This is a genomic window from Novosphingobium anseongense (genome assembly GCF_037482895.1).
In the GTDB taxonomy this organism is placed as follows: domain Bacteria; phylum Pseudomonadota; class Alphaproteobacteria; order Sphingomonadales; family Sphingomonadaceae; genus Novosphingobium; species Novosphingobium anseongense.
Map to the genome: position 1 here is coordinate 854,811 of NZ_JBBHJZ010000001.1, position 21,294 is coordinate 876,104.

Below are 21,294 nucleotides of genomic sequence, written 5' to 3' on the forward strand. Positions count from 1 at the left end.
GCCGCTATCTCTAGGGATTTTTGCGTCACTGTAAATCACAAGGCTAATGATCTGGTCAGCAATAGGAAGAGACCACCGTTGGGGTGGATCAGGCGAGCGTGACGCTTCTGGCCCGGCGATCGATCGTCAGCCGGTAGGCTCGGGTACCGTAGACGAGGCCCGGAAGTTCGGGATTCTCCCAATCGGCCGCGGTCATCGCAACGCCATCAAGCGTCAGCCAGTCTCCTGGGAGCGCGAACTGGCGGAACTGTGCGACGCGCTCGGCTCGCCAGCACGCCAGACCTGCGACAAAATCCTCGAGCGCCGTATCGCGGCGAGACCAGTCGATCCAGGACAGCGCGTTGTCCTGGGCATAGGCGTTGTTGTTGCCCTGCTGGCTGCGGCCGAATTCTTCACCGGCGGTCAGCATGATCGTGCCGGTCGAGGCGAACAATGTGGCGAGCAGCGCGCGCAGGTCGGTGTCGCGACGCGCCAGGATTGCCGGGTCCGTGGTCAGGCCCTCGGCGCCGTTGTTCCACGAGAAGTTCTCGCCGTGGCCGTCGCGGTTTGCTTCACCGTTGGCCCAGTTGTGACGCTCGGCGTAGGACACGGTGTCGGCGAGCGTGAAGCCGTCGTGCGCGGCAAGGAAGTTGACGCTGCGGCTCGCCTGCTCGCCGAAAACGTCCGCCGACCCGGCGAGGCGCGTGGCCAGCGCGCCGAAACCCGCGTCGCCGCGCCAGAAACGGCGGACATCGTCGCGGAAGCGGTCGTTCCACTCTAGCCAGGTCGCCGGGAACTGACCGAGTTGGTAGCCGCCCGGACCGCAGTCCCAGGGTTCGGCGATCATCACGCGGTCGGCGAGCCAGGGATCGGCGGCGATCTCGGCGAAGATCGGGGCTTCGCGGTCGAAGCCCGGGCCCCGCGCGAGGATCGTGGCGAGGTCGAAGCGGAAGCCGTCGATGCCGCAATGGAGGACGAAGTGGCGCAGGGTGTCGAGCGCGAGCTGGCGCACTGCCGGGTTGGCAAAATCGAGCGTGTTGCCCGTGCCCGTGTCGTTGATCAGCCTGCCGTCGGGCGCTTTGGCATAGGCCGCGTCGTCGAGCCCGCGCAGCGACAGGACGGGGCCGAGCACGTCACTCTCTCCAGAGTGGTTGAGCACCAGGTCAAGCACCACCCCGATCCCGGCGGCATGCAGCGCGGCGACAGTCTCGCGCAGTTCGGCGACGCCGCCCGGGCAGAGGCCAGGATCGAGCGCCATCATCGCCACCGGGTTGTAGCCCCAGGCATTGCTCAGTCCGAGCGGGCCGAGGTGGCGCTCGTCGATCCAGGCGGGGATCGGCATCAGCTCGATCGCGCTGACGTGGAGCTTGCGGAGATGCGCGATCACCGCCGGATGGGCGAGCGCCGCGACGGTGCCGCGCCGGGCCTCGGGCACCTCGGGATGGAGGATCGTAAACGCGCGGACGTTGAGCTCGTAGATCAGCCCGCCCTGATTGAACCGCGGCGGCACCAGCGGAACCTCGGGCAGGGGCTTCTGTACGATCGCCTTGGGCACCAGCGCGGCGGTGTCCTCGCCGAAGACCGAGAGCCGCGGATCGTAGACGAAGCGGCGGTCGAGCTCGACCGCATGGGGATCGACCAGCAGCTTGGCCGGATCGAACCATAGCCCGCGCTCGGGCGCCCATTCGCCGTCGGCGCGATAGCCGTAGTGTGCGCCTGCAAGGTCGTCGGCGATTTCAGTGGCCCAGACGTCGCCCTCACGGTGCATGGCGACGCGCTGCTCGGCACCGCCGGCGAAGATGCAAAGAGCGACCTCGCGCGCGAGCGGCGCGCGGACGGCGAAGCGGGTCTTGCCGTCGTGGACCCGGGCGCCGAGACTTGGCGTCACGTCACCACGTCGGGCGCCGTCCGCCCGGTGTGCCGCACGATCCCGGCAATCGCCTCGGCCGCAGCAATCAGTTCACCGAGCATCGCCGAGACCGGCTCGTCGAGCTTGCCGTCGACAGGTTCGTAGCGTTCGAGATAGACGCGCAGGGTCGCACCCTCGGTGCCCGTCCCCGAAAGCCGGAAGACGATACGCGAACCGCCCGCGAACATCACACGCACGCCCTGGTTGCGGCTGACCGAGCCGTCGACCGGATCGACATAGGCGAAGGAGTCCGCCGCCGCGACTTTCAGCGCGCCGAATTCGCGGCCTGCCAGGGCGTCGAGACCGCCGGTCAGTTCGGCCATCAGCGCATTGGCCTTTTCGGTCTCGATCGCCTCGTAGTCGTGCCGCGCGTAATAGTTGCGACCGTAGGTAGCCCAATGCTCGCGCGCGAGGTCGTCGACGCTGATCCGGCGCACGGCGAGCACGTTGAGCCAGAGCAGCACGGCCCAGAGCCCGTCCTTCTCGCGCACGTGGTCCGAGCCGGTGCCCGCGCTTTCCTCGCCGCAGATCGTCGCCATGCCGGCATCGAGCAGGTTGCCGAAGAACTTCCAGCCCGTCGGCGTCTCGAAGCTCGGCAGGCCCAGCGCCTGCGCGACGCGATCGGCGGCGGCGCTGGTCGGCATCGAACGCGCGATGCCCTTGAGGCCGCCCGCATAAGCCGGCGCCAAATGCGCGTTGGCCGCGAGCATCGCCAGCGAATCCGAGGGCGTGACGAAGCGGTTCTTGCCGATGATCAGATTGCGGTCGCCATCGCCGTCCGAGGCCGCGCCGAGCACGGGCGCCTCGGGGCTCATCATCAGGTCGTAGAGCACCTTGGCATGGACCAGGTTCGGATCGGGATGATGCCCGCCGAAGTCCTCGATCGGCGTGCCGTTGTGCACCGTGCCTGCGCGGAAGCCGAGCCGGCGTTCGAGGATCTCGTGCGCATAAGGCCCGGTCACCGCGTGCATCGCGTCGAAGCACATGGTCATGCCGTCGGAGACCGCGGCGCGGATCGCGACGAAGTCGAACAGGCTTTCCATCAGGTCGGCATAGTCGGCGACGGGATCGATCACCTCGACCACCATACCCGCGACGGTGACCACGCCGGGCTTGTCGAGATCGATGTCGGCCCAGTCGACGGTCAGCCAACGGTCGATCGTTTGCGTGCGCACATAGATGGCCTCAGTCACGCTCTCCGGCGCGGGGCCGCCGTTGGCGACGTTGTACTTGATGCCGAAGTCCTCGTCGGGGCCGCCGGGGTTATGGCTGGCCGAGAGGATCAGGCCCCCCGAGGCCTGGTGCTTGCGGATGACGTGGCTGGCGGCGGGGGTCGAGAGGATGCCGCCCGCGCCGGCGAGCACGCGGCCATAACCATTGGCCGCGGCCATGCGGATCGCCTGCTGGATCACCGCGCGGTTGTGGAAGCGCCCGTCGCCGCCGATCACCAGCACCGCGCCGCGCGGCGGCGAGACCGCGTCGAACACCGCCTGGATGAAGTTCTCGGCATAGTTGTCCTGCTGGAAGACGCGGACCTTCTTGCGCAGTCCTGAAGTGCCGGGCTTCTGGCCCTCGAACGGCGTGGTGGCGACGGTGCGGATCATCGGACTTCCTCAACGAGACGGGCGTAGAGATCGGCATAGGCCTTGCCGCTGCGCGCCCAGGAGAAATCGCCGGCCATGCCGTTGCGCTGGAGCTGGCGCCACAGCTCGGGCTGGCGGAAGAGGGCGACGGTTCGGCTGATCGCGGCGGTCAGGGCATTGGGCGTGACGCCATCGAACTGGATGCCCGTGGCGACGCCTGCCTGCAATGCGGCGACGTTGGCGTCGATCACCGTATCGGCGAGCCCCCCCGTTCGCGCGACCACCGGCACGCAGCCATAGGCCAGGCCGTAGAGCTGGGTCAGGCCGCAAGGCTCGAAGCGCGAGGGGATCAGGATGGCGTCGCCGCCGGCCTGCATGCGATGCGCGAGTGCCTCGTCGTAGCCCGTGCGCACCGCAACGCGCCCTGGATGGCGCGCGGCGGCGGCGTGGAAGCCGGCTTCGAGCGCGGCATCGCCCGAGCCGAGCAGCGCGAGCCGCCCGCCGAGGCCGACGAGATGGTCGAGCACCTGGAGCAGGACATCCATACCCTTTTGCCAGGTCAAACGGCTGACGACGACGAATAGCGGGCCATCGGCGGCATCGAGCCCGAACTCGCTCTCGATTGCGCGCGTATTGGCGGCCCGCTTGTCGAGCCTGCGCGCAGTGAAACGTGCCGCCAAGCGGAGGTCGCCATTGGGGTTCCACTCGCGCACGTCGATGCCGTTGAGGATGCCGTGAACGCGCTCTCCGCGGCTGACGACGATTCCTTCGAGCCCCATGCCGAACTGCGGATCGCGAATCTCGGCGGCATAGCTGGGGCTGACCGTGGTGATCGCCGAGGCCGCCTCCATGCCGGCTTTCAGCGCACCGACACCGCCGTGGTATTCGACGCCGTGCATCGACCAGGCCTCGCGCGGGAGCCCCAGCCCGGCGAAGGTCTCGGCGCCCGACCAGCCCTGGAAGGCCATGTTGTGGATCGTCATCACGCCGGGCAGCGGACTGGAGCCCGCCACCGGCGCGAAACGCAGATAGGCCAGCGTCATCGCCGCCTGCCAGTCGTGCGCGTGGACCAGATCATAACGCCGGCCCTTGACTATCCCGCCGGCGAGATCGGCGGCTGCGCGGCCCAGGGCGGCGAAGCGGCGCCAATTGTCGCCCCAGTCGCGGCCCGATGGATCCGCATAAGGCCCGCCGCCGCGTGTGAAATAGGGCGGAGCGTCTAGCACCAGCAGCGGTTGGCCATCGATCTTGCCCGCGACGAGCCGCGCCGGCTCACCGAGCAGCGCGGGCCAGGTGTGGAGCGTACGCGGCTTGCCGATCGCGGCCATGACCGCGGGATAGCCGGGGAGCAAGGTGGTGATCTCGACATCGTGCGGCGCGAGCGCACCGGGCAGGGCGCCGACGACATCGGCGAGGCCGCCGGTTTTGATCAGCGGTACGGCTTCGGAAGCGACGGAGAGGACGCGCAAGGTCACGCGAGCCGATCGATCATCGCTTTAGTGATCAGGCAGACCCCGTTCTCCGTACGGCTGAAGCGCTGGGCGTCGAGCTCGGGATCCTCGCCAACCACGAGCCCCTCGGGAATGCGCACACCGCGGTCGATCACGACCTTGCGCAGCCGGGCGCTGCGGCCGATGTTGCAATAGGGCAGGACCACGGCCTCGTGAACGTTCGAGAACGAGCCCATCTTCACCCCGGTGAACAGCAGGCTGCGCGAGGCAACCGCGCCCGAGACGATACAGTCGCCCGAGACGAGTGAGGAAATCGCCGTGCCGCGGCGGCCGTCCTCGTCGTGGACGAATTTGGCCGGAGCGGTGATCTCCGAATAGGTCCAGATCGGCCAGTCGCTGTCGTACATGTTGAGCTTGGGGACGACGTCGGTAAGGTCGATGTTGGCTTCCCAGTAGGCATCCACCGTGCCGACGTCGCGCCAGTATTCCTCGATCTCCTCGGCCGCGCGGATGCAGCTCGACGAGAAGCGATGCGCCACGGCCTTGCCGTGTTCGACGAGGTAAGGGATGATATCGCCGCCGAAATCGTGCTTCGAGCCTGGCGTCTCGGCATCGCGGCGCAGCTGTTCGATCAGGAAATCGGTGTCGAACACGTAGATGCCCATCGAGGCCAGCGACATGTCGGGATTGCCCGGCATGGCCGGCGGATCGGCGGGCTTCTCGACGAACTCGGTGATGACGTCGTTCGCGTCGACTGCCATGACGCCGAAGCCCGAGGCGTCCTTGCGCGGCACTTCGAGGCAGCCGACGGTAACGTTCGCGCCGCTGTCGACGTGCTGCTGGAGCATCAGCTCGTAGTCCATCTTGTAGATGTGGTCACCCGCGAGGATGACCATATACTTCGGCGCGTAAGGCTCGATGATGTCGATGTTCTGGAACACCGCGTCGGCCGTGCCCTCGTACCACTGGAACTCGGAGACGCGCTGCGAGGCGGGCAGGATGTCGAAGCTCTCGTTGCGCTCGGGCCGCAGGAAGTTCCACCCACGCTGCAGGTGGCGGATCAGCGAGTGCGCCTTGTACTGGGTGGCGACGCCGATGCGGCGGATGCCCGAGTTGATCGCGTTCGACAGGGCGAAGTCGATGATCCGCGTCTTGCCGCCGAAATAGACCGCGGGCTTGGCGCGGTTGTCGGTGAGTTCCTTGAGCCGGCTGCCGCGCCCCCCGGCAAGGACATAGGCCATGGCGTCGCGCGCCAGCGGTTGTTGCCGTCTATCGACCATGCGACCTCTCCAAACCCCTTCTTATTCTGCCAGTTCGAACATCAGCGTCGCCAGCGGCGGCAAGGTGACGTGGGCGGCGCCGTGCTCGGCCGTCACCGCGCCGAGATTGCCCTGGCCGCTGCCACCGTAAATCGCCGCGTCGCTGTTGATCACTTCGCGCCAGACCCCATCGTGCGGCAGCGGCAGGCGATAGCCGGTGTGCAGAATCGGCGTCATATTCGCGACCACGGCGACGGTTTTCGCGCCCGGCGCCTTGCGCAGCCAGGCAAAGACCGAATTGGCGGCATCGTCGACCACCAGCCATTCGAAACCTTCGCCCTCGCAGTCGCGCGCGTGCAACGCCGGGGTCTCGCGATAGAGCCAGTTGAGATCACGCACCAGATTGCGAATGCCCTCGTGCGCGGGCGCCTGGCGCAGATCCCAATCGAGCGCGCGATCCTCGCTCCATTCGCGGCGCTGGGCGAACTCCTGGCCCATGAATAGCAGCTTCTTGCCCGGATAGCCCCACATCAGGCCGTAATAGGCGCGCAGGTTGGCGAACTGCTGCCAGTCGTCGCCGCTCATCTTGTTCAGCAGAGAGCCCTTGCCGTGGACGACCTCGTCATGGCTCAGCGGCAGGACGAAATTCTCGCTGAACGCGTAGACCAGCCCGAAGGTGATCTCGGCATGGTGGTGCTGCCGGTGGACGGGATCGCGCGCCATGTACTTCAGCGTGTCATGCATGAAGCCCATGTTCCACTTGAAGCCGAAGCCGAGGCTGGTCTTGGCGCCCTCGTCGTAAGCCGGCAACGATACGCCAGGCCAAGAGGTCGATTCCTCGGCAATCGTCATCACGCCCGCGTGCTGGCCATAGAGCGCCTTGTTGGTCGCGCGCAGGAATTCGACCGCTTCCCAGTTCTCGCGGCCGCCCTCGGCATTGGGTATCCATTCGCCGGCGTCGCGCGAATAGTCGCGGTAGAGCATCGAGGCGACCGCATCCACGCGCAGGCCGTCGACGTGGTAGCGCTCGGCCCAGAACAGCGCGTTGTTGACCAGGAACGACTGCACCTCGCGCCGGCCGAAATTGTAGATCGCGGTGTTCCAGTCGGGATGAAAGCCGAGCCGCGGATCCTCATGTTCGTAGAGCGCGGTGCCGTCGAAATGGGCGAGGCCGTGTTCGTCGGTGGGGAAGTGCGCTGGCACCCAGTCGATCAGCACCCCAACACCGGCGCGATGCGCGCCGTCGACGAAGCGCGCGAAGCCCGCGACGTCGCCGAAGCGCGCCGAGGGCGCATAGAGCCCGGTGGTCTGATAGCCCCAGCTCGGATCGTAGGGATGCTCGGAGACCGGCAGGAATTCGATATGGGTGAAGCCCAGCTCGACCACGTAAGGGATCAGCCGCTCGGCCATGGCGTCCCAGGTCAGGAACCAGCCCTTGTCGTCGCGCTGCCACGAACCCGGATGGACCTCGTAGATCGCAATCGCCTCGCGCCGCGGATCGACCGCCGCCCAGTGGGAACGGTGCGCGTCATCGCCCCAGTCGTCCTTGCCAGGCCGTGCCGTGATCGAGGCAGTGCGCGGGCGCAGCTCAGAAGCGAAGGCGAAGGGATCGGCCTTGAGTGGCTGCACCGTGCCGTCCGGTCCGACAATGCGGAACTTGTAGGCGCGGCCGAGGCCGATCTTGGGGAGGAAGATTTCCCAGACGCCGATATCGACGCGCTGGCGCATCGGGTGGCGGCGGTGGTCCCAGTCATTGAAATCACCGACCAACGAGACGAGCCGGGCGTTCGGTGCCCAGACCGCGAAGTGGACGCCGTCGGCGCCCTCGTGGCGGATCGGGTGCGCGCCGAGCTTGTCGAACAGGCGGAAATGCGTGCCTTCGGCGATCAGCAGGTCGTCGATCGGGCCTAGCACTGGGCCGAAGGAGTAGGCATCGGTGATCCACCACTCGTGTGCACCGGCGGTGCAACGGTACTGCACCGGCTGCGCATCGCCCTTGAGCTTGCCTTCGAACAGCCCGCCGGGATCGACGCGCTTGAGCTTGCCGAGCTTCTTGCCTTTGAGGTCATGCGCCTCGGCCGCATCGGCGCCCGGCAGGATCGCGCGCGCAAAGGTGCCTTCGGGGCCCTGGTGGACGCCCAGCAACGAGAACGGATCGGCGTGGGTGCCTTCGAGCAGCGCGATGATGGCTTCCGCCGGTGGCTTCACAAGACCTTCCAGATGTCCCGGGCATATTCGCCGATGGTCCGGTCCGAAGAGAACCAGCCCACATTGGCGATGTTCCGGATCGCGCTGGTGCGCCAGGCCTTCTGGTCGAGCCAGCGGGTGTCGACCGCGCGCTGGGCGGCGGCGTAGGAGTCGAAATCGGCCGAGAGCATGAACCAGTCGTGGTCGTAGATGCCACCCATCAGATCGGCATAGCGGTGCGGATCGTCGGGCGAGAACACGCCGCTGGCGATCGCGGCGAGCGCCTGGCTCAATTCGCGTGACTGCTCGATGACTTCGCGCGGGTTGTAGCCCTGCGCGCGCTTCTCGGCCACCTGATCGGCGGTCAGGCCGAAGATGAATATCTCGTCGTCGCCGACGTGATCCTTGATCTCGACATTGGCGCCGTCGAGCGTGCCGATCGTCAGCGCACCGTTGAGTGCGAACTTCATGTTGCCCGTGCCCGAAGCTTCCATGCCCGCGGTCGAGATCTGTTCGGACAGGTCGGCCGCCGGGATCAGCTTCTCGGCCTTGGTGACGTTGTAATTGGGCAAGAACACCACTTTTAGCAGCCCGCCGACCGAGGGATCGGAATTCACCCGCCGGGCGATGTCATTGGCCAGCTTTATGATGAGTTTGGCGTTGTGATAGGACGGCGCCGCCTTGCCCGCGAAGATCTTCACGCGCGGCACCCAGTCCCGCTCGGGATGACTGCGAATCTGGTCGTAGAGAGCGACGGTCTCGATCAGGTTGAGCAACTGGCGCTTGTACTCGTGGATGCGCTTGATCTGGACGTCGAACAGCGCGTCGGGATCGAGGCGGATGCCGACGACTTCCTTGATGTAGGAAGCCAGCGCGACCTTGTTGGCCCGCTTGACCTCGGCGATGCGCTCGCCGAGCGCCGCGTCGGTGGACAGCGCGTTGAGATCGGACAGCTTCTCGGCATCGTCCAGGAACTGGTCGCCGATCGCGTCCTTGATCACCGCGGTCAGGCCCGGATTGCACTGCTGCAGCCAGCGGCGCGGGGTGACGCCGTTGGTCTTGTTGTTGATCCGGTCGGGGTAGAGCTGGTGGAGGTCCTTGAACACGGTGACCTTCATCAGGTCCGTGTGTAGCGCCGCAACGCCGTTGACCGAATGCGCGCCGGCGAAAGCCAGATTGGCCATGCGCACGCGCCGCTCGCCGCCTTCGTCGATCAGCGAGATCGACGAGACCGCGGCATCGTCGAGCCCGGCCTTGCGCGCCTCGCGCAGGACGCGGCTGTTGATCGCATAGACGATCTGCATGTGCCGCGGCAGCAGCCGTTCGAACAGCGGCAGCGGCCAGGACTCGAGCGCCTCGGGCAGCAGGGTGTGGTTGGTATAGCCGACGGTCTTCTTGGTGACTTCCCAGGCCTCGTTGAATTCGAGCCCGTGGATGTCGACGAGGATCCGCATGATTTCGGCGACCGCGACCGCGGGGTGGGTGTCGTTGAGCTGGATCGCCGCCTTGTCGGGCAGGGTGCGGACGTCGCCCATATAGGCGACGTGGCGGCGGATGATGTCCTGGATCGAGGCCGAGGTGAAGAAATACTCCTGCCGCAGCCGCAGCTCCTGGCCGGAAGCGCTGGAGTCGGCCGGATAGAGCACGCGCACGAGCGCGTCGGCGCGGGCTTCCTCGACGAGCGCACCGACGTGGTCGCCGGCGTTGAAGGTGTCGAGCCGGATCGGATCGAGCGCAGTCGCGGTCCAGAGGCGCAAGGTGTTCACGCGCTTGCCGCGCCAGCCCACCACGGGCGTATCGATGGCCGAGGCCTCGACCTGTTCGGCGGGTTTCCAGATGACCGCGCCATCGGGGCCATCGGCTACGACCTCGCCGCCGAAACCGACCCGATAGGCGCTTTCGCGCCGGTCGAATTCCCACGGGTTGCCATGGGCGAGCCAGGTCTCGGGTAGCTCGATCTGCCAGCCATCCTGGATGCGCTGGCGGAACATGCCGTTCACGTAGCGGATGCCGTAGCCGTAGGCGGGGATGTCGAGGCTGGCGAGACTCTCCATGAAGCAGGCGGCAAGGCGACCGAGGCCGCCGTTGCCGAGCGCCGCATCGGGTTCGAGGTCTTCGAGCGCGGCAAGGTCGAGCCCGTGGCTGGCGAGCGCCGCTTCCATCTCACGCGTCATGCCCATGTTCGAGAGCGCATCGCGCATCAGCCGACCGATGAGAAATTCGAGGCTCAGGTAGTAAACCCGCTTGCCGCTCTCGTCGTAGGTCTTGCGGGTGGATTCGATCCAGCGGTCGACCACGTGGTTGCGCAAGGTCAGCACGGCGGCCTTGAACCAGTCGTGCTGGGTGGCAGCGCGCTCGTCCTTGCCGACGCGGTGGCGCAGCACGTCGATCAGGTGCTCGTCCATTTCGGAGACTTGCGGGGAGAGGGCCTCGGGCTTGGGCATGTTCACGGCAGGACGCTCCCATTCTGAGCACCGGAGCGTGGACGCAAAGCCCCTGCTGCCGGTCGCAACGACGACTCCGTCCTCTCCATGCCTCCAGTGCCATGGCTAAGGCAGACAGGGGCTCTTCGACAAGTCGATTGTGCAATGCGGCATTAGAATTCATGGTCACACGTGCACAGAGGCCAAGGAGCGCCGGCATGACCCGACCGATCGATCCCGCGACGGCGCCCTGGTGGCGTGGCGCCGCCGTCTACCAAATCTATCCGCGCTCCTATCAGGACACCAACGGCGACGGCGTCGGCGACCTCGCGGGGATCACACAGCGGCTCGACTATGTCGCTGCGCTCGGCGTCGACGCGATCTGGATTTCGCCGTTCTACACCTCGCCGATGCGGGACTTCGGCTACGACGTCGCCGACTATTGCGACGTCGACCGGACCTTCGGCACGCTCGCCGATTTCGATGCGCTGGTGGCGCGCGCTCATGCGCTCGGCCTCAAGGTCATCGTCGACCAGGTCTATGCCCATACCTCGGACCTCCATCCCTGGTTCACCACGAGCCGCGCCGCGCGCAAGGGCGACAGGAGCGACTGGTACGTCTGGGCCGATCCCAAGCCCGACGGCACGCCGCCCAACAACTGGCAGTCGGTATTCGGTGGCCCGGCCTGGACCTGGGACGCACGCCGAGGCCAGTATTACATGCACACCTTCCTCAAGGAGCAGCCCCAGCTCAACGTGCACAATCCTGCGGTGCAGGACGCGCTGCTCGGCGTCGCGCGGTTCTGGCTCGACCGAGGTGTCGACGGCTTCCGGCTCGACGCCCTCAACCATTCGATGCACGACCCGATGCTGCGCAACAATCCAGCAGCGCCCGACGACGGCCAAGTGCGGACGCGGCCGTTCGACTTCCAGACCAAGCTCTACAGCCAGTCGCACCCCGACATGGTCGGCTTCATCGAGCGGATCCGCGCGGTCTGCGACGAATACGGCGCGATCCATACGGTGGCCGAAGTCGGCGGCGACAAGGCGATCGCCGAGATGCAGGCCTATACCCAGGGCGAACACCGCTTGAATTCAGCCTATGGCTTCGACCTGCTCTACGCTCCCGAACTCACGCCACGGATCGCGATCGATGCGATCGAACGCTGGTCGACCGGAGGGGGCTGGCCGAGCTGGGCCTTCGAGAACCACGATGCGCCGCGCGCGGTCTCGCGCTGGAGTGCCCCCGCCGACCACAAGCACTTTGCCGCGATGAAGATCGCACTGCTGGCGGCGCTGCGCGGCAACATCATCGTTTATCAGGGGGAGGAACTCGGCCTCGAGCAGGACCAGATCCCGTTCGAGCTGCTGCAGGACCCCGAGGCGATTGCCAATTGGCCGCTGACGCTCTCACGCGACGGCGCGCGCACGCCAATGCCCTGGCGCGACGAAGATCTGGGCGGCTTCACCACGGGCCGTCCCTGGCTGCCGCTGTCCGATGCGAACCTCGCGCGCGCGGTCGAGCGGCAAGAGAGGGATCCGGCCTCGCAGTTGGCCCTGACTCGGCAGATCCTGGCGCTGCGCAAGGCCCACCCCGCACTGCGACTGGGATCGCTCGAAGCTGCCCGGGCCGACGGCGCCATACTGTCCTTCGTTCGCGAAGCCGCGGGGCAGCGCGTGCACTGCCTGTTCAACCTGTCACCGGATCCGGTGACGCTTCCGCTGGCCGAGGGCGCCCCGATCCTGGCAATCAACGGCGCCACGCCCGGACGCCTTCCGGGCTTCGGCGCGCTCTATCTAGTCGAACGCGCCTGACCTCGCTGGGGGTAGGGCGCCGATCGGGGACATCCGAGCTAGGCGGCTCGCAAATCGCGTTGTCGCCTGCTAGGTCTAGGTACAAGGTCGGCGGTCGACCGCGGCACACGCGGCGGCTTCTGAGGGGCTGACGAGGATCGGTGAACGAATGGCGACACGGCAGAACACGCTTCGCGCAAAGACGAACGACGGGGCCGAAGCCAAGCGCAAGGCGGCTCGCCGTCCGCGTGCCAAGGCCGATGGATCGCCGCCGATCGATCGCCGCGAACTGATCCTGGCCGTCGCGACGCGGCGTTTTGCCGAGTACGGTTTCGAGGCGACGACAGTGCGCCAGATCGCCGACGACGTCGATATCCTCTCGGGCAGTCTGTATCACCATTTCGCGACGAAGGAGGAAATCCTCGAGGAGATCGTGCGCGACGCGATCCTGCAGAGCCGCGACGACGCGCAGCGCATCGCCGAGCTGCCCCTCGATGCCGAACAGCGTTTCGTCGCGCTGCTGATGACCGAACTGCACCGGCTGACCGAAAGCCAGGAGGTTTACGCGATCGCCTTCAACGAGCGGAAGTTCTTCCGCCGCAGCGAGTATTTCAGCTATCTCTCGAAAGCGAAGAAGGACGCCTACGAGGCTTGGAGCGCGGTGCTGTCCGACGGCGTGCGCGAGGGACTGTTCCACCCCGAACTCGACATCTACCTGACGATCTCCACGGTCATCCGCATGCTCAATGCCGGGGCCGATTGGTACAAGAACGAGGACGGATCGCAGATCGACGCGATCGCCAACTACTCGCTCGACAAGCTGCTCGATTTCTACCTCGGCTACGTGCTGCGCGCGATCCGTGCGCCGACGCGCGCTGGCGAAGCGATCCCGCATCCGACGATCGAGTTGTGATAGCGGACCCGGTCCCGGCGCAATACTTCGAGGAAGAGACGGCAGCGCGTATCGCGTTGATCGCCGACAGCTTCGAACGGCTGCTGCGCCGGCCGCTGGTACCGCACGGCGAGGACATGGTGACCGCTCTCTGGGAAGCACCCTGTGCGATCGTCGCGCACGGGATCGAGGCCGATCCGGTGTTCTTCTTCGGCAACCGCGTGGCGCTCGCCGCCTTCGAATGCGACGCCGCGGGCTTCACGACGATGCCCTCGCGGCTCTCGGCCGAGGAAATGCTGCGCGACGAGCGCCAGAGCCTGCTCGACCGCGTCACCCGCGACGACTTCATCAACGACTATGGCGGCATGCGCGTCTCGGCGACGGGGCGGCGCTTTCGCATCGACGATGCCGTGGTCTGGAACCTGATCGACGCGCAGGGCGCACGTCACGGGCAGGCGGCGACCTTCACGGTGTGACCGCGATCGCGCCCGATCCCAGCCTGCTGGCCGCGATCTTCGCGGCGATCGGGCAGGGCGGTGAAGGACTGCCGCTCGTCCTCGGCCTCTGCGGCGCGCAAGGCAGCGGCAAGACCACGCTGGCGCGGGCCGTTGCCCGGGAGGCGGAACGGCGCGGGATCGCCACGGCACAGCTCTCTATCGACGATCTCTATCTGACCCGCGCCGAACGCGAGCGGCTGGCGCATGAGGTCCATCCGCTGCTCCGCACGCGCGGGGTACCGGGGACGCACGACGTCGCGCTCGGGCTCGATATCCTCACCGCGCTCGATCGGGGCGCGCCCGCGCCTCTGCCGCGCTTCGACAAGGCGCAGGACGATCGTCTACCCGAAGCGGAATGGGATAGCGCGCCCGCCGACACGGCGCTGCTGATCCTTGAGGGCTGGTGCGTCGGCGCGCGTCCCGAGAGTGCGGCTGCGCTGCGCGATCCGGTGAACACGCTCGAGGCGGCCGAGGACCCGCAAGGCCTGTGGCGTGCCTATGCCAACGCGGCGCTGGCTGGCATGTACCAGGACCTGTTCGCGCGAATCGACGTGCTGGTCCTGCTCGCCGCGCCCGCGTTCGACGTGGTCTTCGATTGGCGCCTGCAGCAGGAGGCCGAACTGCGCGAACGCGCCGGCCCCGGCGCGCCCGGACTGATGGACGCGGCCGGAGTCGCGCGCTTCATCGAGCACTACGAGCGACTGACCCGCCACATCCTCGCCGAAATGCCCGCGCGTGCCGATCTCGTCGTGCGGCTCGGGCGTGATCGGTCGGTGCTGGCGGTCAATCCAGGCTAGGCTGGGTAGCCCCCAGCAGCATCGCCCACATCGACCAGATGCCGATCACCGTCGTGCATTCGACCGCACCCTTCTCGCCGAACAGCCCGACCACGCGCGCGAACAGCGGCGCGGGCACGTCGCCGGTCACCACGGCGAGGGCATATTCGATCACCAGCTTCTGCTCGTCGTCGAACAGGCCCGTGGTCTTCCAGAAGGGTAGGGCGGCAAGCTGTTCCATGCGCAGGCCGACGACTTCCCAGGCACGGTGGCGCGAGCGGGCCGAGAAGTCAGAGCCATAGTGCAGGTTGACCGTCTGGATCGCGATCTCGCGCAAGTCGGCGCGCTTCGACCAGCCCAGTTCGAGCGCGGCGAAGCTCGACAGCTTCGACAGGTGCAGCGCCAGCTTGGGATTGAGCGCGGCGATGGCGACGCCCGAATGCGGCCGGTCGATCTCGGGATTGTCGACGCCGGGGAACATCTGCCCGAACAAGTCGGCCAGGTCCTCGCGCGTCTGGGCATCGGGGTTGGGATAGTCGCTGGGCTTGTAGACGGGGGTGACGCGGGCCATCGGCTGCTCCTGGATGTGGCCAAGGAATGTGGCTGGCGCACATCACCAGTACGGTTCGCTTTGTCAAAGCCCCCGGCGCCTCTCGCGCCGCCGCCGCGGCTGCGCTAAGGCCGTTAACCATAGCGGGATGCGTGGTGGGGGAATGCGGCGTTGACGGAGCTGGAATTCATGGCGGTCGCCTTCGGCTTCGCCAACATCGCGTTGCTGATCCAGCGGAACGTGTGGAACTTCCCCTGCGGCCTCGTCATGGTCTCGCTCTATGCCACGATCTTCTTCGAGACGCGGCTTTACAGCGAAGCCATGCTGCAGGTGTTCTTCTTCTGCGTGCAGCTGTTCGGCTGGTGGAAGTGGACGCGCGCGATCGACAACGAGGGCGACCTCGTGGTCGAATGGTCCTCGCCGCGCACGCTGTTGCTCTGCGCGCTGTGCACCGTGGCGCTCTCGGCGATGCTCGGCGAGACGATGGCGACCTGGACCGACGCCGCGGCGCCGCATGTCGATGCCACGGTCGCCGCGGCCAGCGTCGTCGCGCAGTTCCTGCTGTCCTACCGCCGGATCGAGAACTGGGTCTACTGGATCGCGATCGACGTCCTCTCGATCGTCCTCTACGTCTGGCGCGGGCTGAACCTGACCGCCGGACTCTATATCGTCATGCTGATGATGTCCGTCTTCGGACTGATCGCCTGGCAGCGCAGCCGGGTGGCCTCGGCGCCGCTGGTATGACAATCGTCGTCGCGCTGCACGGAATCGAGAGCACGGGCAAGTCGACGCTGGCGGCCGAACTCGCGGCCGCGCTGGGCACGGTCTGGGTGCCCGAGTACGGTCGCGAATACTGCCTCGAACACGGCACCGACTGCAGTGCCGAGGACTTGCAGAGGATCGCCCGCGTCCAGCAGGAGCGGATCGCCGCGGCCGCCGGCGCCTTGGTCATCACCGACACCGACTGGCTGATGACGCGCGCCTGGCACCGCATGATGCTCGGCCCCGACATGGCCGGGCCGGACTATCCGCTGGCCGACCTCTATCTCCACATGGCGCCCGACGTGCAGTGGGTCGACGACGGGTTGCGGCTACACACCGAGGCGCAGGAGCGGTTCCGCTTCGACGCGCTGTGCCGCGACGAGCTCGAACGCTTCGAAGTCCGCTGGGTCGAGATCGCCGGCAACTGGCCGGCGCGACGTGCGGCCGCGCTGGCGGCGATCGCAGCTCTCTAGCCGCGCTTCACTTCGGCCGATGGACAGCCACCGCCACCGATGATCCGGCAGACGAAGGCGCCCTTGCGCCGGCCGAGTGTGTCGATGTGATTGGCGGCACCGGAAGGCGGGTTCGGGCCGACGGCGATGCGGATGCGCCCGTCGGCATCGGCGACGACGTTGCGATCGTGCGCGCCGGGGGTCTGCAGATGTTCGTACCAGTAGTTGTACGCGTGGAGCGACCAGTAGCCGGCGCCGAGGTCGGCGGGCATCGTCACCTCGAGCCATTCGCCCTCGGCAAGATCGAAGCCGCCGAGGAAATATTGCGTGTCGCGGTCGCCCTGGACCGTCGCGGTGAGTTCGGGCGGGGCAACATCGAGCCGATTTCGATAACCCCGCGCCGCCGAGGTCCACTTGAGATATTCGCGGACATTGCTGCCGAGCGAATGGGCGACGAAGCCTAGCGCGCCCGCGGCGCTGCCCATGGCCAGCGATAGACCCTTGGCGGGGGCACCGCCGGTGAAGCGCAGTTTCGCCGGATCGGCCGCCGGATCGCGGTGCAGGGTGCGCGTGAGCATAACCCGCGTGCCCGGCGCGATCGGCAGGGCATCGCCGCCGATGTCGAGCGCGAAGCTGCCGTCAGCCGCGACGTTGCTTCGGTCGAAAGCGACATAGCCCGCCTCGAGCGGCGCGCCATTGGCGCCGTAAGTGTAGAGCCCCACGCCAACGCGCTCCGACCCTTCGAGCCGCCCTTCGAGCCGATAGGTCTGCCCCTCGGCCACCGGTGCGAAGCGCATCAGGTAGTCGGGGTTGGGGCCGCCGTAACAGGGCAGGGCGCGCGACAGGCCGTCCTGCTGGAACAGATGGCCGAGCACGGCGCCGCCGAGTCCCGCCGCGAGCACGCGTGCCAGGTAGGCCTCGCCCTCGGCCAGGGTCCCGGCATCGGGCGCCACTGCGGCGATCTGCGTGCGGGCCTCGGCAATGGCCGCATAGAGCGCGTCCCAGCTCATGCCAGGGCGCCGATCCGGGCAAGGCCATCGTTCTCGCGCGGGATGGCGAAGCGGCGCATGTAGTCACCGAAGCGTTCGAGCACCGCGCCCTCGTCGAGACCGTATTCCTCCCAGGTATAGGCGTTGGCGCCGCGCTTGTTCTTGGGATTGGCGGCGTGCCAGGCGCGCACCGTTTCGGCGACGTCCTCGGGCGTGTCCACACCGATGCCCTCATGGATGCGGAACATCTCGCCGACCGGATCGGCGACCAGCGCGTAGTAATCGACATGGACCACGCGGTGCCCGTTCGCGCCTTGGTCGAAAGCCATGATGCGATCGATATGCCGGCCGATGAAATGCAGCATGTCGCGGCCGACCTCGGCCTTGTCGACCGGCCCCGCCGACCGCATGCCGCGCAGGTTGAAGGTCATCTTGCAGATCGAGGCCAGGGTCTGCACCGGATCGCGGTGGGTCATGACCATCTTCGCGGTGGAATGGACCTTGAGGATCTCGTCCATCGCCAGGACGTGGTTAGGATACTTGAGCGCCCATGGCCGGCGCTCGGACTTCCACTGCAACAGCTGGAGCTGGCGCTTGTGGATGCGGTAGGTCTCGCCGAGGTTCGCTTCGTCGAGCAGGTAGTCGAAATAGCCGGGTACGCGATAGAGGTTGTGTAGTCCGGCCGAGCCGAAGCTCTGTTCGAGGAAGGCGTGGCATTCGTCCGAGCCGTCCTCGTCGTAGAGGTGCAGCGCCTCGAACCCATCGAAATGAGCGCGGCCCTTCTGGATCTCGACCCAGGCGGCGCGGCGGCGCGTGACCGAAGCCGGATCGTGGCCCGGCGGCGGCGAGGGCATGATCGATTCCCAGGTCCGCATCAGCCGGAAGCGGCGATCGCGATCGAACAGGTACTGGAAATAGGTCGTGCCCGAGCGCGGCAGGCCCATCAGGAACACCGGCGCTTCGATCGCCTCTTCGGCGATTTCGGGAAAGTCGCGCAGCCAGCGCAAGCCTTCGAGACGGTTGACCGTGTCGGTCAGCAGCATCTTGCGGACATAGGCTTCACCGTCATCCGACATCGGAAAGTCGCGGCCGAGCTCGGCGATCAGTCGCTCGAGATTGCCGCGCACGCCGACGTCGGTATCGGCGACGCCGACCTGGTTCTCGGCCTCGGCGATGATCTGTGCCGCATCGAGCATCGTTCTCTCCTTTTCGCCGGATTTCGCTCCGGGCTTGCTGATCGCGAGTGTTGCGGCAAACTGTCGTGCAAGGAAAGCCGCCCGAGCGGTTTCTCGCGGAGAGGCAATAGACCATGATCGAACCGTTCCGCGTCGACGTGCCGCAGGCCGTGCTCGACGACCTGCACGACCGCCTGGCGCGCACGCGCTGGACCGCCGACTTCGCCAACGACGCCTGGAGCTATGGCGCGAATGTGGGCTACGTCCGCGAACTGGCCGAGCACTGGCGTGACCGCTACGACTGGCGCGCCCGCGAGGCGGCGATGAACGCCTTCTCGCAGTTCCGCACCACGATCGACGGGGTGCCCATCCACTTCGTCCATGTGAAAGGCATAGGGACACCGGGCGCCCCGAGCCCAATACCGCTGATCCTCAACCACGGCTGGCCCTGGACCTTCTGGGACTTCCACAAGGTCATCGGCCCGCTGACCGATCCCGCGGCGCACGGCGGCGATCCGGCCGATGCTTTCGACGTCGTCGTGCCCTCGCTGCCCGGCTACGGCTTCTCGACGCCGCTAACCAAGGTCGGGGTGAATTTCTGGACCACGGCCGATCTCTGGGTCAAGCTGATGGCGCGCCTCGGCTATCCGCGCTTCGCCACGCAGGGCGGTGACTGGGGCGCCTTCATCTCGGCGCAGCTCGGCCACAAACACGCAGACAGGGTGATCGGCGTCCATATCCATACGCCGGCGCCGCTCGACTTCATGACCGCCATGCGCCCACCCGATCCCGCTGATTTCGAACCCGGCGAGGCCGAATTGCTTAAGAAAAGCGCGCACATGATGGCCGAGGAGGTCGGCTACTTCATGCTCCAGCGCTCGAAGCCGCAGACGCCGGCGGTCGGGCTCAACGATTCCCCCGCGGGCCTGCTCGCCTGGATCGTCGAGAAGCGGCGTTCCTGGGCCGATACCCAGGGCGATGTCGAAAGCCGCTTCACCAAGGACGAACTGATCGACACGGTCATGCTCTACTGGGTGACCGAGAGCTACCACACCTCGGCGCGTTACTATTACGAGGCTGCGCACAACCCCTGGACGCCGTCGCACGACCGCACGCCCGTGGTCGAGGCACCCGTCGGCATCCCGATCCTCCCGGCCGAACTGACCGTGCCGACGCGCAAGTGGGCCGAGCGCTACTACAACCTCAAACACTGGACGCGTCTGCCCGAGGGCGGCCATTTCGCGCCGATGGAAGTGCCCGATCTGCTGGTCGCCGACATCCGCAGCTTCTTCCGCGATCTGCGCGCGCCTGCGTAAATACGGATTTGCCGGCCCGCGATTGCCGCGGGCCGATCCGCGCTCGTATTCCTTCGCTTAGCAAACGACGCGAAGAGAGGATTTCGGCGATGGAACTCGGCCTGCTTTACGAATTCGACGTGCCCCAGCCCTGGGCGGGCGAGCACCCCTGGGGCCAGCGCTCGGCCGAGCGCCAGGTCTATCGCGACAACATCGAGCAGATCGTCCTGGCCGACAAGCTGGGCTTCGAGGCGGTCTGGCTGGTCGAGCACCATTTCCGCGAGAACCGCAGCCACATGCCCTGCAACGAGGTCGTGCTCGGCGCGCTCTCGCAGATCACCGAACGGATCAAGCTGGGCTTCGGCGTCAGCCTGATGCCGCACGAATTCATCCACCCCGCGCGCATCGCCGAGAAGGTCGCGACGGTGGACCTCTTGTCGCGCGGCCGCGCGATCTGGGGCATGGGCCGCTCGACGCCGATGGAGCAGATCGCCTTTGGCGTCGACATCCCCAACTCGAAGGAAAAGATGAAGGCGGCGGCCAAGACCGTCGTCGGCATGTGGGACCAGGAATACTACGAAGAGGATTCCGAGTACCTCAAGTTCCCCAAGCGGATGGTCACGCCCAAGCCCTACCAGTATCCGCATCCGCCGGCCTGGATGGCGGCCTCGACCGAGAGCTCGGCGACGATGGCGGGCGAAAACGGCTGCGGCCTGCTGTGCTTCTCGATCATGCAGCCGCTCGACAAGCTCAGGCAGGTTATCGACACCTACCGCGAGGCGCAGAAGACCGCGACGCCGCTGACCGGCGTCCACACCAACAAGGTCGGCGTCTATACGCTGGTCCACTGCGCCGAGAGCCGCGACACCTTCGGCACCAACCGGCTCTGGGAGTCGATGTGGTGGTGGTACAAGGGCATCGCCGAATTCCACCTCAAGTGGGAAATGGCGCACCTGACACCCGAACAGCAGGCGCAGGCCTTCCCGCTGCTGGAGAGCCGCGCGCGCGGCGAGTTCGACATCGAGGAATTCGACCGCGAGGACATGGTCATCGTCGGAACGCCCGACGAGTGCCTGCAGAAGCTGCTGCGCTATGAAGAGGCCGGGGTCGACCAGCTGCTCTGCTACCTCAACTTCGGCTACCTGCCGCACGACGCGATCATGAAGTCGATCGAGCTGCTGGGGACCAAGGTCATTCCCGAGCTGAAGAAGCGCGGCGCACATCGCGTGGCCGCGGGGCTCGAGGCGCAGATCGCCGAGACCGCCAAGCAGACCGAGACCGGCGCGCTGTGGCAGAAGAACGAGCTGCTGAAGGCCTGACTA

The 21,294-nt window shown here is 66.8% G+C and carries 17 protein-coding genes; 8 read left to right on the forward strand and 9 right to left on the reverse strand.

Annotated elements, in window-relative coordinates; translation table 11 throughout:
- Positions 1-88: 88 nt before the first annotated feature.
- The 6 genes from glgX to WG901_RS04155 are packed head-to-tail and all read right to left on the reverse strand — an operon-like array spanning position 89 to position 10,812.
- Positions 89-1,867, reverse strand: coding sequence for a glycogen debranching protein GlgX (gene glgX / locus WG901_RS04130; protein ID WP_339585739.1), 1,779 nt, complete (start codon positions 1,865-1,867; stop codon positions 89-91).
- The gene (locus WG901_RS04135; RefSeq protein WP_339585740.1) at positions 1,864-3,492 is read right to left on the reverse strand and encodes an alpha-D-glucose phosphate-specific phosphoglucomutase; all 1,629 of its coding nucleotides are present in this window, start codon (positions 3,490-3,492) and stop codon (positions 1,864-1,866) included. Before WG901_RS04135 ends, glgX begins: the two co-directional genes overlap by 4 nt.
- Positions 3,489-4,946 carry a glycogen synthase GlgA gene (gene glgA, locus WG901_RS04140; protein WP_339585741.1) on the reverse strand — a complete coding sequence of 486 codons (1,458 nt, stop codon included), beginning with the start codon at positions 4,944-4,946 and terminating at the stop codon, positions 3,489-3,491. Before glgA ends, WG901_RS04135 begins: the two co-directional genes overlap by 4 nt.
- Positions 4,943-6,202: a glucose-1-phosphate adenylyltransferase gene (glgC, locus tag WG901_RS04145; RefSeq protein ID WP_339585742.1), complete on the reverse strand. Its 1,260-nt coding sequence runs from the start codon at positions 6,200-6,202 to the stop codon at positions 4,943-4,945. Before glgC ends, glgA begins: the two co-directional genes overlap by 4 nt.
- Before the next feature lie 21 nt (positions 6,203-6,223).
- Complete coding sequence (gene glgB, locus WG901_RS04150) at positions 6,224-8,389, reverse strand: 1,4-alpha-glucan branching protein GlgB (protein ID WP_339585743.1); 2,166 nt, start codon at positions 8,387-8,389, stop codon at positions 6,224-6,226.
- Positions 8,386-10,812, reverse strand: coding sequence for a glycogen/starch/alpha-glucan phosphorylase (locus WG901_RS04155; RefSeq protein ID WP_339586642.1), 2,427 nt, complete (start codon positions 10,810-10,812; stop codon positions 8,386-8,388). Before WG901_RS04155 ends, glgB begins: the two co-directional genes overlap by 4 nt.
- 197 nt (positions 10,813-11,009) lie before the next feature.
- On the opposite strand from WG901_RS04155, the gene WG901_RS04160 reads away from it, so the two are divergent.
- The 4 genes from WG901_RS04160 to WG901_RS04175 all read left to right on the forward strand — a co-directional run bounded on the left by WG901_RS04160 (position 11,010) and on the right by WG901_RS04175 (position 14,770).
- Entirely contained in the window at positions 11,010-12,605 is a 1,596-nt protein-coding gene (locus WG901_RS04160) for an alpha-amylase family glycosyl hydrolase (RefSeq protein WP_339585744.1), read from the forward strand.
- Between the two features lie 148 nt (positions 12,606-12,753).
- Positions 12,754-13,497 (forward strand): TetR/AcrR family transcriptional regulator, encoded by a 744-nt coding sequence (locus WG901_RS04165; protein WP_339585745.1) that lies wholly within the window; start codon positions 12,754-12,756, stop codon positions 13,495-13,497.
- The gene (locus tag WG901_RS04170; protein ID WP_339585746.1) at positions 13,494-13,952 is read left to right on the forward strand and encodes an MEKHLA domain-containing protein; all 459 of its coding nucleotides are present in this window, start codon (positions 13,494-13,496) and stop codon (positions 13,950-13,952) included. Before WG901_RS04165 ends, WG901_RS04170 begins: the two co-directional genes overlap by 4 nt.
- A gap of 5 nt (positions 13,953-13,957) precedes the next feature.
- A complete protein-coding gene (locus WG901_RS04175; protein WP_339586643.1) occupies positions 13,958-14,770 on the forward strand; it encodes a kinase in 813 nt (270 codons plus the stop codon).
- Here the strand turns inward: WG901_RS04175 and WG901_RS04180 are convergent.
- On the reverse strand, positions 14,757-15,320 hold the full coding sequence (locus WG901_RS04180) for a carboxymuconolactone decarboxylase family protein (protein WP_339585747.1): 564 nt from the start codon (positions 15,318-15,320) through the stop codon (positions 14,757-14,759). The two genes, WG901_RS04175 and WG901_RS04180, sit on opposite strands and share 14 nt — an antisense overlap.
- 150 nt (positions 15,321-15,470) lie before the next feature.
- On the opposite strand from WG901_RS04180, the gene pnuC reads away from it, so the two are divergent.
- Complete coding sequence (pnuC, locus tag WG901_RS04185; RefSeq protein ID WP_339585748.1) at positions 15,471-16,043, forward strand: nicotinamide riboside transporter PnuC; 573 nt, start codon at positions 15,471-15,473, stop codon at positions 16,041-16,043.
- Positions 16,040-16,534, forward strand: a complete 495-nt coding sequence (locus tag WG901_RS04190) for an ATP-binding protein (protein ID WP_339585749.1) — start codon at positions 16,040-16,042, stop codon at positions 16,532-16,534. Before pnuC ends, WG901_RS04190 begins: the two co-directional genes overlap by 4 nt.
- Here the strand turns inward: WG901_RS04190 and WG901_RS04195 are convergent.
- Positions 16,531-17,523: a hypothetical protein gene (locus WG901_RS04195; RefSeq protein WP_339585750.1), complete on the reverse strand. Its 993-nt coding sequence runs from the start codon at positions 17,521-17,523 to the stop codon at positions 16,531-16,533. The genes WG901_RS04190 and WG901_RS04195 overlap by 4 nt on opposite strands.
- Positions 17,520-18,698 carry a sulfotransferase family protein gene (locus WG901_RS04200; protein WP_339585751.1) on the reverse strand — a complete coding sequence of 393 codons (1,179 nt, stop codon included), beginning with the start codon at positions 18,696-18,698 and terminating at the stop codon, positions 17,520-17,522. Before WG901_RS04200 ends, WG901_RS04195 begins: the two co-directional genes overlap by 4 nt.
- A gap of 113 nt (positions 18,699-18,811) precedes the next feature.
- On the opposite strand from WG901_RS04200, the gene WG901_RS04205 reads away from it, so the two are divergent.
- Together WG901_RS04205 and WG901_RS04210 are read left to right on the forward strand one after the other, a co-directional pair.
- Complete coding sequence (locus WG901_RS04205; protein WP_339585752.1) at positions 18,812-19,993, forward strand: epoxide hydrolase family protein; 1,182 nt, start codon at positions 18,812-18,814, stop codon at positions 19,991-19,993.
- A gap of 89 nt (positions 19,994-20,082) precedes the next feature.
- On the forward strand, positions 20,083-21,291 hold the full coding sequence (locus WG901_RS04210; protein ID WP_339585753.1) for an LLM class flavin-dependent oxidoreductase: 1,209 nt from the start codon (positions 20,083-20,085) through the stop codon (positions 21,289-21,291).
- The last annotated feature ends 3 nt before the right edge of the window (positions 21,292-21,294 follow it).